Annotated in this window: 14 protein-coding genes; 12 read left to right on the top strand and 2 right to left on the bottom strand. The window is 46.3% G+C overall.

The window, feature by feature from the left end; all coding sequences use genetic code 11:
- The first annotated feature begins 11 nt into the window (after positions 1-11).
- Positions 12-899, top strand: a complete 888-nt coding sequence (locus tag I2E70_RS07360) for an ROK family protein (protein ID WP_023920091.1) — start codon at positions 12-14, stop codon at positions 897-899.
- Between the two features lie 98 nt (positions 900-997).
- Here the strand turns inward: I2E70_RS07360 and I2E70_RS07365 are convergent, their stop codons facing one another.
- Entirely contained in the window at positions 998-1837 is an 840-nt protein-coding gene (locus I2E70_RS07365) for a MurR/RpiR family transcriptional regulator (protein WP_023920093.1), read from the bottom strand.
- A 292-nt stretch (positions 1838-2129) separates the two neighbouring features.
- On the opposite strand from I2E70_RS07365, the gene I2E70_RS07370 reads away from it, so the two are divergent.
- The 11 genes from I2E70_RS07370 to I2E70_RS07420 all read left to right on the top strand — a co-directional run bounded on the left by I2E70_RS07370 (position 2130) and on the right by I2E70_RS07420 (position 13069).
- Entirely contained in the window at positions 2130-2453 is a 324-nt protein-coding gene (locus I2E70_RS07370; RefSeq protein ID WP_154859268.1) for a hypothetical protein, read from the top strand.
- The gene (locus tag I2E70_RS07375) at positions 2443-4404 is read left to right on the top strand and encodes a V-type ATP synthase subunit I (RefSeq protein ID WP_195424253.1); all 1962 of its coding nucleotides are present in this window, start codon (positions 2443-2445) and stop codon (positions 4402-4404) included. The genes I2E70_RS07370 and I2E70_RS07375 overlap by 11 nt, the downstream gene beginning before the upstream one ends.
- Positions 4405-4434: 30 nt before the next feature.
- Entirely contained in the window at positions 4435-4914 is a 480-nt protein-coding gene (locus I2E70_RS07380) for a V-type ATP synthase subunit K (protein WP_003009435.1), read from the top strand.
- Positions 4915-4983: 69 nt separating this feature from the next.
- Entirely contained in the window at positions 4984-5574 is a 591-nt protein-coding gene (locus I2E70_RS07385) for a hypothetical protein (RefSeq protein ID WP_195424255.1), read from the top strand.
- 9 nt (positions 5575-5583) lie between these two features.
- Entirely contained in the window at positions 5584-6603 is a 1020-nt protein-coding gene (locus I2E70_RS07390; protein WP_195424257.1) for a V-type ATPase subunit, read from the top strand.
- The gene (locus tag I2E70_RS07395; RefSeq protein WP_155169861.1) at positions 6584-6904 is read left to right on the top strand and encodes a V-type ATP synthase subunit F; all 321 of its coding nucleotides are present in this window, start codon (positions 6584-6586) and stop codon (positions 6902-6904) included. Before I2E70_RS07390 ends, I2E70_RS07395 begins: the two co-directional genes overlap by 20 nt.
- Complete coding sequence (locus I2E70_RS07400) at positions 6901-7605, top strand: GNAT family N-acetyltransferase (protein WP_195424259.1); 705 nt, start codon at positions 6901-6903, stop codon at positions 7603-7605. The genes I2E70_RS07395 and I2E70_RS07400 overlap by 4 nt, the downstream gene beginning before the upstream one ends.
- A gap of 33 nt (positions 7606-7638) precedes the next feature.
- Positions 7639-9429: a V-type ATP synthase subunit A gene (locus I2E70_RS07405; RefSeq protein ID WP_195424260.1), complete on the top strand. Its 1791-nt coding sequence runs from the start codon at positions 7639-7641 to the stop codon at positions 9427-9429.
- Complete coding sequence (locus I2E70_RS07410) at positions 9416-10801, top strand: V-type ATP synthase subunit B (RefSeq protein ID WP_003002370.1); 1386 nt, start codon at positions 9416-9418, stop codon at positions 10799-10801. The genes I2E70_RS07405 and I2E70_RS07410 overlap by 14 nt, the downstream gene beginning before the upstream one ends.
- 3 nt (positions 10802-10804) lie before the next feature.
- Positions 10805-11428, top strand: coding sequence for a V-type ATP synthase subunit D (locus tag I2E70_RS07415; RefSeq protein WP_003002380.1), 624 nt, complete (start codon positions 10805-10807; stop codon positions 11426-11428).
- Between the two features lie 519 nt (positions 11429-11947).
- Positions 11948-13069, top strand: a complete 1122-nt coding sequence (locus I2E70_RS07420) for a LysM peptidoglycan-binding domain-containing protein (RefSeq protein WP_195424262.1) — start codon at positions 11948-11950, stop codon at positions 13067-13069.
- 86 nt (positions 13070-13155) lie between these two features.
- Here the strand turns inward: I2E70_RS07420 and I2E70_RS07425 are convergent, their stop codons facing one another.
- Positions 13156-14325, bottom strand: a complete 1170-nt coding sequence (locus tag I2E70_RS07425) for a CynX/NimT family MFS transporter (protein WP_195424264.1) — start codon at positions 14323-14325, stop codon at positions 13156-13158.
- Between the last annotated feature and the right edge of the window lie 167 nt (positions 14326-14492).

Consider the following 14492-nt stretch of genomic DNA (forward strand, 5'->3'; position numbering starts at 1 on the left):
AGGAGGTCTAGATGAATCCATATGTTGTAATTGATATCGGCGGAACGAGTATCAAATATGGTCTAGCCGATGCAGAAGGGCAACTCATAGAGACCCATGAAATGCCAACAGAGGCCCAAAAAGGAGGACCTCACATTCTTAAGACAACGAAAGAAATCGTAGCCCGTTATTTAAAGAAGCATGCCTTGGCAGGAGTTGCGATTTCCTCAGCTGGGATGGTGGATCCTGATAAGGGAGAAATCTTTTATGCTGGACCACAAATTCCCAACTATGCTGGCACTCAATTCAAAAAGGAAATTGAGGAGGCCTTTCAGCTCCCTTGTGAGATTGAAAATGATGTCAATTGTGCTGGTCTTGCAGAGGTTACCACAGGGCATGCTATAGGATCGAACAATGCTGTTTGCCTGACAATTGGAACAGGAATTGGCGGTTGCCTCCTGTTGGATGGTCAAGTCTTTCATGGCTTTAGCAATTCAGCTTGTGAAGTTGGCTATCTTCATTTGCCAGATGGCGCCTTTCAAGATTTAGCTTCTACAACTGCCTTGGTCGAGTATGTGGCGGCGTGCCATGGCGATCCTTCAGACCAGTGGAATGGTCGCCGTATTTTCAAGCAGGCGACAGAAGGAGATAAGATCTGTATGGCAGGGATTGATCGGATGGTGGCCTACCTTGGAAAAGGATTAGCCAATATCGCCTACGTGGTCAATCCAGAGGTCATCGTTCTTGGAGGGGGGATTATGGCCCAGGAAGCCATCCTCAAACCAAAAATCTATCAAGCTCTGTGCGCCGAACTTGTACCTAGCCTAGCAGATAAAATCCGTTTGGAATTTGCTCACCATCAAAATGCTGCGGGTATGTTGGGGGCCTACTATCACTTTAGACAAAAACATGCAACATAAAACAAGTCGCACAGGCGACTTGTTTTTGCTTCATCATAAAAACCATGAAGGATGAGAGAAGCCCCAACCTTCATGGTTTTTTAAATAGGGAGACCATATTAAGATTTTCGAGAACGTTGACTAGAGAGTTTTTTGTTTTCCCAGTAGCTATTAAAGACGACTTCTTTTTGTTCTCGGTTTTTATTGAGGAAATGGGCATAGACTAAATCCACTACGATGAGGAGAGGGAAAATGGCAGAGATTCGATCGATGTAGGTGCTACTAGGAAGGGGTGCAGCAGGCAATACCTCTGTATATCCTTGGTGGATAGCCGCAGGGTTAGAAGTTATAAGAATCGTCTTGGCCCCTTTTTCCTTGGCTTTTAGAAGACTGTCTGTAATAGAGCTCGTACTTCCTGATAGTGAGAAACCGATGACCAGACAAGAGGAATCGAGAATGCTCGTCGTCCAAGCAAAGCCATCTTGATCTGTCAGAGCCTCACAAACGACGCCCAGTCGCATCAAGCGCAATTTCATTTCTCGAGCTACTAAACCAGAACTACCGATCCCAAAGAAGTAGACCCGGTCCGCTTGGTCGATCAGTTCAGCCACCCGATCCAATTGTGAATCGTTTACTAGGTTTTCAGTGACGTTACTGATATGGTGGTAGCGTTGCAAAACACTGAGAGTAAGTTCGTCATGATCTTGCACTTGTTTTTGATTCTTGGTTTCTTCATTAAAATGATAAACAAACTCCCGATAGCCGGTGAAACCACATTTTTGAGAGAAACGCGTCAAAGCTGCTTTTGAAACATGAAGCAACTCAGTGACACGAGAAGAAGACAGGGAATGCTGTCGCGCTTCTGACGATAAAAAGTATTGGGCAATGTCACGTTCCATATCTGTCAGCTCTGATTCATGACTGGCAATAATCGAGCGTAAATCTTGATCTTGTTTCACAGCAATCCTCCTTCCTCGCAAAATGAAATAACAGGATTCTCCTATAATATATTACACATTATAACATGGCTAACCGCTTTATTCAAGTAAAAGAAATCAAGAAATACTGAAACTAGGAACAGGATATACAAATAAAGAGAACGTTACCAATGTTGAAAAGACGGCCTTAGTGCGTATCCATAATTTTCTGAACATTCTAGATTTAGCCTGAACAAACGATATGAATTGTGGTATAATTTAAGATAATTGTACTGTTGTTGGAAGAACAATGGTTGAATAAGGAGGTGTGACGATGTCGAATGCAACACTTGAAATGATGCAAGAGATCGAACAAGCTGCTCAAGGAGTGATCGCCAGCTATGAAGATCAGGTCGAGCAAATTCGGACGGATTCGCGCGATCGCCTTGCAACAGTGGCGCAGCATTACGATGAGGAAACGGAGCAATTGGTCGCAGAGGCAGAAAATAACGCCCAGGAAAAACTTGTCCGTTTAACGAAAGATCTGGCAGAAACGGTTGCGCGTAATGATGCCAAAGTACAGCAAGCGATGACCGATAAACGAGCTGGGTTAGTTGAAGCCATTGTAGAAAAGGTGGTAGCAAGCTATGGCCGTTAGTCAGATGCAAAAACTGTCTCTCATCTTGCCCAAAGATGACTTGGACAGTCTCCTACTAGCGCTGCAGTCTGAGGCGAAAATCCAGATTTATGACCTAAGTGAACAGGAAGAGTGGCAGGCAGCTTTTGAGGCAAATACCTTGTCTCAACCCTTGACAGAGGACAATCGTCAAGTTTTGGTAGAGCTGCAAAAACGTCAAGAACAAGTTGAAAAAATGATTCAGACTCTGGAGCCCTATATGCCTGAGAAGAAGGCCCTGCAAGCTCTGAAGGAAGAACCTTTAAGTTTGTCTTTTGATGATCTGCAGGCCTACGGGATGATTCGAGATGAGGATCTTCTATTGACCAAGTTGAAACGCCAATTGCGCGTGTTAGACAAGGCCCGGCAGAAGATTGCGGATGCAAAGGGAGAGATAGAGCGCTTAGAAAAATGGCGACCGTTAGAGGTCACACCAACCACTCTAGCCAAGTTTCACTATGTGCACGGTCTGATTGGGACCATCCCGAATAGCGATACAGACGCTGTTCGTTCTTCCTTAAAAGCTCACCCTGAGCTGGAGTTAGAAGAAGTCTTTACATCTGAGACTGAACACGGTTATGTCATCTTGTATCGTTCAGGAGACCGTGTAGCTGTTCAGGAGCTTCTGGAAGAACATGGGTTCAAAGAATTGGACTATGAAGAAGAGCAAGTCCCAGCTGCTTACTTGGATCGCCTAGAAGGGGAAATCAAAGAGCAAGAAGCTGTAGTTGCAGCAACCCTAGCAGAGTTGCAAAACTCCCAGAAGGAGCTGGACCAGCTCAAGTACCAGATGGATTACTTGCTGAGTTTGGGAGCTCGTGAGGAAGCCAAGTCGCTTCTTGCCAGCACGCAAAGCTTGGTAGCCCTAGAGGGTTGGATTGAAACATCGCAAGTGGCCTCGTTACGAGACTTCTTACAAGAAGGCTTTGGTTCTCGGGTCTTACTAGAGACGCGCGATGTGACGGAAAAAGATTGGGATGACGTTCCGATCCAGTTGCGAAATAATGCCTTGGTAGAACCTTTTGAATTAGTCACAGAGATGTACGCCCTGCCTAAGTATTACGAGAAAGATCCGACACCAATCGTGTCTCTCTTCTACTTTGTTTTCTTTGGCATGATGGTCGCAGATATCGGTTATGGACTCTTGCTAACGGTAGCGACAGGCTTTGCCCTCAAAGCTTTCAAACTCAACCCTGGTACGGCAAAGAATCTTCGATTCTTCAGTCTCCTCGGGATTTCAGTTGCCCTTTGGGGTGTGGTTTATGGCTCTTTCTTTGGATTTGAGATGCCTTTTGCCCTGATCAGTACGACCAGCAACGCTATGACCATCCTGATCCTCTCAGTAGTCTTTGGTTTTGTCACGGTCTTAGTGGGCTTGTTCCTAGGAGGAATGAAAAATGTTCGCCTCAAAGACTACACGGAAGCCTACAATGCTGGCTTTGCTTGGGTCTTGATCCTGCTTGGCTTAATGCTTCTAGCAGTAGGCAATATCTTACCAGGAATGAGCCTTCTAGTTCCGATTGGTAAATGGCTGGCTATTCTGAATGCCATTGGGGTCTTGGTTGTCTCCGTTGTCAGTGCCAAGAAGCTGTCCGGTTTAGCGTCCGGTCTCTTTAACCTCTACAATGTCAGTGGGTACGTCGGAGACTTGGTCAGCTTCACCCGTTTGATGGCCTTGGGCTTGTCTGGAGCGAGTATCGGTTCAGCCTTCAACCTCATTGTCAATCTCTTCCCACCGCTTGGACGGTTTACGGTAGGCCTTGTGCTCTTTATCGTCCTTCATGCTATTAATATGTTCCTGTCCTTCTTGTCAGGATATGTGCATGGAGCCCGTTTGATCTTTGTGGAGTTCTTCGGCAAGTTCTACGAAGGAGGAGGCAAGCCATTTCGTCCTCTCAAACCTTCTGAACGCTATATTAAAACAAAAAAATAAGTATTATCTTTAATAAATAGGAGTATATTCATGGAATCTTTAGCATCATATTTTTCAGCCCATGGGGGCGCCTTCTTTGCAGCATTTGGTGTAGCGATCGCCGTCGCACTTAGTGGGATGGGATCTGCCCTTGGGGTTGGTAAAACGGGTCAAGCAGCAGCAGCACTCTTGAAAGAACAACCTGAAAAATTTGCCCAAGCCCTGATTCTGCAATTGTTGCCAGGTACACAAGGTTTGTACGGTTTCGTTATTGGGATCTTGATCTGGTTGCAAATTAAGCCAGATATGCCACTTGAAACAGGGGTTGCATACTTCTTTACAGCTCTTCCAGTAGCGATCGTTGGTTATTTCTCAGCAAAACACCAAGGAAATGTTGCGACAGCAGGGATGCAAATCTTGGCTAAACGCCCTGAAGACATGATGAAAGGGGTTATCCTTGCGGCCATGGTTGAAACTTATGCCATCTTGGCCTTCGTTGTGTCCTTCCTATTGACCCTACGCGTCGGCTAAGAACTAGCTTTGATGAATTCGTCTCGCGAGACGAAAAACAAAAGACGCATGCAATAGGAGAAATAACGAATGGATGAACAAACCCAATTAAAGGATTCGATCTTGGCCCAAGCCCACGAAAAAGGGCGTAAACTCTTAGAAGAGGCCAAGGAAACCATCCTAAAAGAAGAGACGGCGCAAGAAGAGCGTTTGATCCAAGATAAACTCAATCAACGTTCCGAGCAGCTCAAGCGGATTCAACGTCAATTGCAACGTGAAACCCAACAAATCGAAAATAAAAAACGCCAATCAACCCTTGTCACCAAGCAACGAGTCTTAAAGGATCTCTTTGCAGATGCTTATGAAGCAATGGCGGCTTGGCCCCTTGAAAAGGAATTGCAGTTTGTAGATGCGATTTTAGACCGCTATCAAGGGCAAGTTGTGACTCTGACCTTTGGGGCGGTGAGTGCTAGCAAATTTGATCTAGCAGCTCTCGAGAAATTAAAGCAAACTCATCAGAATGTGACAGTTGCGGATGCGACGATTCCAGCTCAGGCAGGCTTTGTCTTGTCGGTTGGGAAGATTGATGACAACTATCTCTACCGTGATTTGGTGGATTCCATTTGGGAGCAAGAAAGCTACCAGATGGCAGCCAGCATTTTCACCGATGAAGAGAACTAGGAGGTTGCAATGAGCGAACGGACCTATTCTCAAGTTAATACAGGAATCAGCGTACGTGAGGCCAGTTTTGTCAGTCCCAGTCAGTTCGAGCAGTTGCTTGCAAGTCCCTCCAGTGAGAGCCGAGAAGGCTTGCTACAAGGGACACCTTATGCTTTAGACAGCCACGAGATCAAGGATTTAGCAGCCCTTGAAGAGCGTCTGATGACAGCCTTGTTGGCGGAATACCAATGGGCTTTTGAGGTAACCCCTCAGTCGGATTTAGTTAGCCTGTTTACCTTGAAATACACTTATCACAATCTCAAGGGATATCTGAAAAACAAGGCGACAGAGCGCAAGTTGGGGCATTTATTGATCCCCATCGGTCCTTATTCTCTTGATGTGCTCGAGCATTTGGTGGCGACCTTTTCTGCGGAGCATTGTCCGACCTTTATGGCGGAAGAAGTGGCTGCAACTTGGCAAGAATTCCAAGACTATCAGGACTTGCGGGTCCTCGAAATCGGGATGGACTTAGCTTATTTTAAACACCTGAGATACTTAGGAGACAGTCTAGATCATCCGATTTTGAAGCAGTTGGTAGACGTGACCATTGACTTTTACAATGCGATTACGGTCAAGCGGGCCTTGGATCAGCAAAAACCGCATAGTTTTATGCACCAATTGCTCTCGGATGAAGGAAGTCTCAGTGCCCATCAGGTGATCGACCTGCTAGAATCGGGTCAGTGGTTGACCTGGTTTTATCAAGTCAATCCGCTGGAGTACGATCTCGCCTTAGAGAATTATGAAGAAAAGATGCGCACCGGTCAACTCAAGACCGTAGAGTTGGAGTATTTAGAAAGTTTGGTGAAATTCAGTCTTCTAGACGCTGGCCGTTTTGAAGTCGATGGACCACTCCCTCTTGTTCGTTATCTTTACGGAAAAGAGTTAGAGGTGACCAATCTTCGTTTGGTCCTCTCTGGTTTGGACAATGGTTTTCCGCTAGCAGAAATCAAAGAAAGGATGAGACCGATTTATGGACAAACAGACCTATAAGATCGCAGTTGTGGGCAATCGGGACGCCATCCTTCCTTTTCGCCTGATTGGCTTTCAAACCTATCCGATCACAGAGCCGCAAGAAGCGATCAATACCTTGCGAAAACTCAGTCGGGAAAACTTCGGGATTATCTACCTGACAGAGGATATTGCTCAGGCCATTCCAGAAACAGTGGCTTTTTACGACCAGCAGCTGACACCAGCCTTGATTCTTATCCCGACCCATAGAGGGACTACAGGACTGGGCCAACAGCGGATTCGTGATAATGTCGAAAAAGCAGTAGGACAGGATATTTTATGAGAACAAATGAATTTGGTCAAGCGATTGGCGATGCACTGCCGGAGTTTACACCGGGGCGCTTGCCAGCTATTGAGCGGATCGAAGGTCGCTATACCGTGATCGAGCGCCTGTCAAAAGAAAAACATGGAGCAGATCTTTATCAGGTTTACGGGCCGGCCTCTCCAGCAGCGATGTGGACCTTTCTATTTAAAGGTCCTGCCCGCAATGAAGAGGAGTGGGACCGCTTATTAGATGATCTCATGACAGCCCAAGGTCGCTTTTACTATGCGATTGTAGACAAAGATTCAGGCAAGGCTTTGGGGACATTCTCTCTCATGCGGATCGATCAAGCCAACCGGGTGATCGAAGTCGGAGCAGTGACCTACTCACCAGCGCTCCAAAAGACACGCATGGCTACGGAAGCCCAGTATCTATTAGCGCGCTACGTGTTTGAAGATTTAGGCTACCGCCGCTATGAGTGGAAATGCGATGCCTTAAACCAAGCATCTCGCAAAGCAGCTGAGCGCTTAGGGTTCACCTATGAAGGCTGTTTCCGTCAGGCTGTTGTTTATAAAGGTCGGACCCGTGATACAGACTGGTTGTCTATCATTGACCAAGAATGGCCAGCTATCAAGCAGCGGCTAGAAGCCTGGTTGGATCCAAGCAATTTCGATGCCAATGGCCAACAAAAGCAAGCTCTAAGAGAGATAGCACAAAAGTAAAACAAAGAAACAAAGGATTCCCAGGAGGAATACATGACTCAAGGAAAAATTATCAAAGTTTCCGGTCCCTTGGTGGTTGCATCAGGGATGCAGGAGGCCAATATTCAAGATATTTGCCGGGTCGGCGATCTTGGTTTGATTGGCGAAATTATTGAGATGCGGCGTGACGAAGCCTCTATCCAAGTATATGAAGAAACGTCTGGAGTCGGTCCAGGAGAACCAGTGGTCACAACCGGAGCCCCCCTTTCTGTTGAATTGGGACCAGGCTTGATCTCTCAGATGTTTGACGGGATCCAACGCCCCTTGGAACGCTTCCAAGAAGTGACTGCCAGTGACTTTTTGGTTCGTGGGGTGCAAGTTCCAAATCTAGATCGGGACACCAAATGGGCCTTCGAACCAAGCGTGACTGAAGGGACAGAGGTGGTTGCAGGAGACATCGTCGGTACTGTTCAAGAGACCAATATGGTGGAACACCGCATCATGGTACCCTTTGGTGTGAGTGGACGTGTGACCAAGATCGCAGCAGGTTCTTACACAGTAGAAGAGCCAGTTTATGAGATCGAGCAGGCAGATGGTAGCCTCTTTACTGGTACTTTGATGCAAAAATGGCCAGTTCGTCGAGGCCGTCCCTTTGCACAAAAACTGATTCCGGTAGAGCCTTTGGTCACCGGTCAACGGGTTATTGATACCTTCTTCCCTGTTACGAAAGGGGGAGCTGCAGCTGTTCCTGGTCCTTTCGGAGCTGGAAAAACCGTCGTACAACACCAGGTGGCCAAGTTTGCCAATGTAGACATCGTGATCTACGTTGGTTGTGGGGAACGTGGAAATGAAATGACGGACGTTCTGAATGAATTTCCAGAATTGATCGATCCAACAACTGGCCAATCCATCATGCAACGGACTGTTCTGATCGCCAATACTTCGAACATGCCAGTAGCTGCGCGGGAAGCTTCTATCTACACAGGGATCACCATTGCGGAATACTTCCGTGATATGGGCTATTCCGTTGCCATCATGGCCGATTCGACGTCGCGCTGGGCTGAAGCTCTCCGTGAAATGTCTGGTCGTCTAGAAGAAATGCCCGGAGATGAAGGTTACCCAGCCTATCTTGGTAGCCGGATCGCCGAATACTACGAGCGGGCTGGTCGAGTCAAGACACTTGGAACTACTGCGCGCGAAGGTTCGATTACCGCTATCGGTGCCGTTTCCCCTCCAGGTGGAGATATTTCAGAGCCGGTAACGCAAAATACCTTGCGAATTGTTAAGGTCTTCTGGGGCTTAGATGCTCAATTGGCCCAACGCCGCCATTTCCCAGCCATCAACTGGTTGAGTTCTTATTCCCTTTACCAAGATGAAGTCGGTCGCTATATCGATCTACATGAGCAAATCAGCTGGTCTGAAAAAGTGACCCGTGCCATGAACTTGCTTCAAAAGGAAAGTGAATTACAAGAAATCGTCCGCCTGGTTGGTCTAGATTCCTTGTCTGAAAAAGACCGCTTGACCATGAATGCGGCCAAGATGATCCGTGAAGACTACCTGCAACAAAATGCCTTTGATGAGGTGGACACCTATACCTCTTTCAGCAAGCAGGTGGCCTTGTTGACCAACATTTTGACCTTTGACCAAGAAAGTCAAAAAGCACTAGAATTGGGGGCTTACTTCACAGAAATCATGGAAGGAACCGTAACTCTTCGAGACCGCATTGCCCGGAGCAAGTTCATCCATGAGGATCAGTTGGCAACCATTCAAGCCCTGAAAGAAGAAATCGTAGAAACCCTACACCAAATCGTCGCAAAAGGAGGAGTAGACAATGAGCGTGATTAAAGAATACCGTACTGTCAGCGAAGTTGTTGGCCCCTTGATGATTGTCGATCAGGTCGAAGGGGTTCACTACAATGAACTAGTAGAAATCAAGCTTCATGATGGAACGACCCGTCAGGGACAAGTCCTCGAAGTCCAAGAAGATAAGGCCATGGTCCAGCTCTTTGAAGGATCTAGCGGGATCAATTTGGAAAAAGCCAAAGTCCGCTTTACCGGACGTCCCCTAGAACTTCCTGTGTCTGAAGACATGGTCGGACGCATCTTTAACGGGATGGGGAAACCCATCGATGGCGGTCCAGAGATTATCCCAGAGAAGTACTTGGACATTGATGGACAAGCCATCAACCCTGTTTCGCGGGACTATCCAGATGAATTTATCCAGACAGGGATCTCAGCCATTGACCATTTGAATACCTTGGTTCGGGGCCAAAAACTCCCAGTATTCTCAGGTTCTGGTCTTCCTCACAAGGAGTTGGCGGCTCAGATTGCTCGTCAAGCGACGGTTCTTAATTCGGAAGAAAACTTCGCCGTGGTCTTTGCGGCTATGGGGATTACCTTTGAAGAAGCCGAGTTCTTTATGAACGACCTTCGGGAAACCGGTGCGATTGACCGCTCGGTCCTCTTTATCAACTTAGCTAATGACCCCGCTATCGAGCGGATTGCCACTCCTCGGATCGCCTTGACAGCTGCCGAATATTTGGCCTATGAAAAAGACATGCACGTCTTGGTTATTATGACCGATATGACCAACTACTGTGAAGCCCTTCGGGAAGTATCCGCTGCCCGCCGGGAAGTTCCAGGTCGTCGGGGTTATCCAGGTTATCTCTATACCAACCTCTCAACCCTCTACGAACGTGCAGGACGCTTGGTTGGAAAGAAAGGATCTGTGACCCAAATTCCGATCCTCTCTATGCCAGAAGATGACATCACCCACCCCATCCCTGACTTGACAGGCTACATCACCGAAGGTCAGATTATTCTGTCCCGCGATCTCTACAATAGTGGTTACCGCCCACCGATCAATGTTCTTCCATCCCTTTCTCGTTTGAAGGACAAGGGTTCTGGTGAAGGCAAGACTCGGGAAGACCATGCGGCGACCATGAACCAGCTCTTTGCGGCCTACGCCCAAGGAAAACAAGCCAAAGAACTGGCTGTAGTGCTTGGGGAATCTGCCTTGTCAGATACCGACAAGCTCTATGTTAAATTTACAGACCGCTTTGAGCAAGAATACATCAACCAAGGTTTCACTACCAATCGGACGATTGAGGAAAGTTTGGATCTCGGTTGGGAACTCTTATCCATCCTTCCACGAACAGAGCTTAAACGGATCAAGGATGAGATGATTGACAAGTATCTGCCAAACAAAGAGGATTAGCCTATGGCACGATTAAATGTAAAACCAACTCGGATGGAGCTCAATATTCTCAAAGAGCGCCTCAAGACAGCAACCCGGGGGCACAAGTTGCTCAAGGATAAGCGGGATGAACTCATGCGTCGCTTTATTGAAGCTGTGCGAGAGAATAATCGTCTGCGCCAAAAGGTGGAGGCAGCGCTGGTGGGCAATATGCAAGATTTCGTGATGGCCAAGTCCTTGGAGAGTGACCTCATGGTAGAAGAAATCTTTGCCGTTCCCACTCGAGAAGTGATGCTACACATCGAGGAAGAAAATGTCATGAGTGTGCGCGTGCCCAAGCTCCATGCCCGTATCGATAATCCATACGGAGATGATGAAGGGGACGTGGTTTATAGCTACCTCGCCTCCAACAGTCAAATGGATAGCACGATCCAAGAAATGGGGGATCTACTCCCTGATTTGCTCAAGTTAGCGGAAATCGAAAAAAGCTGCCAACTCATGGCAGATGAAATCGAGAAAACCCGCCGTCGAGTGAACGGACTCGAGTATGCGACCATCCCAGACCTCAAAGAGACTATCTATTATATCGAAATGAAACTCGAAGAAGCCGAACGCGCCAACCTCGTCAGAATCATGAAGGTAAAATAAGATACATCAAGATACAAAGCCCGTAAAAAGCAAAGTGAAAATAGGGAGCAGGACAGAAGCACTGTTGTATAGAATGCTTCGTTGTCCTGCCCCCACAAGGCTGATTAGGATTTTTCCGAGCTCTTAAAGCGAGAGAAAAATCCAATCAGCTACTGTGTCTTTGAAGTTAGTACTATTACAGTTTGCGTTTATCACACAGCATTTAGGGCGTGTTCAGTTATAAGATACAAAGCCGTAAAAAGCTATGTTCAATTACTTAAAAAATACAAGAACCTCATCGAGGAACCGCTCCTTGATGAGGCTTTTTTTGCGCCCTCGAACTCTTCTTCCAGGACCCTAATTTTATGTTACTAGTTTGTAACAATGTGACAAGAAAGACGAAATGTTACAAGAAAAATACAGTTTTGTTAAATAGCCAAAAAGGCCTTTTATTATTTTTAAATTGTGATAAGATAGTATGGTAGTTAATTTGTCCAAGAAAATCTTGAGCAAAAAAACAAAGAAAAAAGAGGATAAAAGATGAAATTAAAAGTTAATACGAAAGCCTTGATCGCTTCAACAGTAGCTCTTGCAGTGATTCCATTTACAAAAGCCACTGCAGAAACACTTGAAGATTGGGTAGCTCGCTCAGTAGATGAAATCAAACATGATATCCAACAAAGCGGTGAAAACCAACAAACTTATACCATCAAATATGGTGATACATTGAGTTCGATCGCAGAAGCGCTTGGAATCGATGTTCATGTGTTGGCAAACTTAAACAACATCAGCAACATGGATTTGATCTACCCAGGTACTGTATTGAAAACAACAGTAAATGATCAAAAAGAAGTAACTTCAGTTGAAATCCAAACTCCTCAAGCAGGTGCGACAGATGCAACCGTTGCAAGTGCTGACTTGACAACAAACCAAGTGACAGTTGATGACCAAACAGTCGCTGTCAACGATTTGTCTAAACCAGTAAACGAAGATAACAAAGCTGTTCCAGTAGCTCCAGCAGCGGAAACTCAAGAAGCCCCAGCGGAAGCTCCTGTAGTTGAAGTACCAGCAGCAGAAACACCAGCACAACCAGCTGTTCCAGAAACACCAAACTACGGTGCTCCAGCTGTCAATGTTGAAGTACAAAATCAAGAAGTAGCGCCAGCTGCTCCTCAATCTGCTCCAGCGGAAGCTCCTGCTGAAACACCAGCTTCTGCTCCTGAAGCTCCAGCAGCACAACCAGCAGTAGAAACTGCTGCAGCACCTGAAGTGCAACCAGTAGCATCAACTCCAACAAGCGGAAATACTATTCCAACTGATACAAATCTTCAACCTCAAGCGGAAGCTTTCCGTCAAGAAATTGCAGCGAAATTCGGTATCACAAACATCGGTGGTTACCGTGAAGGGGATCCAGAAGACCATGGTAAAGGACTTGCAGTAGACGTGATGGTTCCAACAAATTCAGAGCTTGGAGATCAAGTTGCACAGTATGCGATTGATAACATGGACCGTGCAGGTATCTCATATATTATCTGGAAACAACAATTCTACATGCCAGTAAATAACATTTACGGACCAGCTAATACATGGAACCAAATGCCGGACCGTGGTGGAGATACAGCAAACCACAACGACCACGTACATATCTCATTTAACGGATAATAAAACTTTGAACTAGGACAAGTGCCTAGTTCTTTTTTTGTATGCACAAAAAAGGCTGGAAGACGAATCTTTCAGCCAGACGATGATTATAAAATATGATCGACTTTTTCCACCTGATAAAGGGCAATCGCCATGATAATGGTTAAGACCAGGAGCATAAGAATGGCAGGTGTCCAAGAGTGGAAGAGAGATTTGCTGTAGCCGAAGAGGATGGGACCAAAGGCTGCAAAGACGTAGCCTCCTGTTTGGGCAAGACCGGAAAGTTGAGCTGTTTTTTCAGGTGTGCTGGATTTCATAGAGAAAGCGACCATGAGGTAAGGGAAGAGCGAACTAACGGAACTTCCAATCAGGGCATTTAATACCAACCAGTAGAAGAAGTTGCCAGTCGGGATTAAGAGCATGGCTACCCCCAGAATCCCTGCTCCGACAACAATCGTCAGCATCAAGCGTCGATTGCGATCGGATAACCGTGTCGTTAAACTTGGGATCGTCAAGGAGAATGGGAGACTGATCAGGGTGAACACGGAGGCCAGTAGTCCAGATTCAACCTTTGAAAGGCCAGCTTGAACAGCCATGGTCGGAAGCCAGGTCATACTTGTGTAGAAAAGCAGTGACTGCAAGCCTCCAAAAATCATGATAGCCCAAACATATTTATTGGTATACCACTTGCTACTAGATTCTGTAGTAGCCGTCTTTTTTAGATGGTGGTTGTAGCGAAGGTTAGGAATCCAGATGACCAAAGCAAGAGCACACAAGGCTGTCAAGATGTTGACCAAACCTTGCCAAGAAGTGGCTTTGGTGATCGGAACGGCCACAGAAGAGGCGATCGCTGTGGACATCCCCATAGAAGTAATGTACAAAGTGGTCAGAATGCCTAGTTGGCGGGGTCTGTTCGCCTGAATCAGGCTTGGAAGCAGCACATTGAGAAAGGCGATGCCAGCTCCAATCAAGATGGTTCCCAGATAGAGGAAGGGGAGATTGATAATCCGAATGGCAGATCCGATCGTAATCGCGATCAAAACTAGGAAAAAGAGGCGCTCAATCCCCAACTTTTTAGCAAATTGAATCGCAAAAGGTGAGAAAATGGCAAAGGTGAGAAGTGGCAAGCTAGTCAATAGTCCCAGAGAGCTCACATCAACCCCCAAACCAGCTGCGATGTCAGACAAGACCGTCGGAAGCGTAGTAAATGGTGTTCGTAAAACAATCCCAAGCATAATGATGCCCGGGATGAATAGCGTAGAATGTGTTTTTTTCATAAATCCTCCTCAGACAAAAATTCTCTTCATTATAACATAGATCGAGTATAAATTGGAGTATTTGTACAAATGAAGGGTAAGGAACGTAGTTCTCACTCCCATAGAAAAAGCCACCGGTTTTGGTGGCTCTTATAGGGAGATTATTATGAAAAAGTTTAGGATTTTCT

The sequence above is a fragment of the Streptococcus parasanguinis genome (genome assembly GCF_015556095.1).
GTDB classification, from domain to species: Bacteria; Bacillota; Bacilli; order Lactobacillales; family Streptococcaceae; genus Streptococcus; species Streptococcus parasanguinis_Q.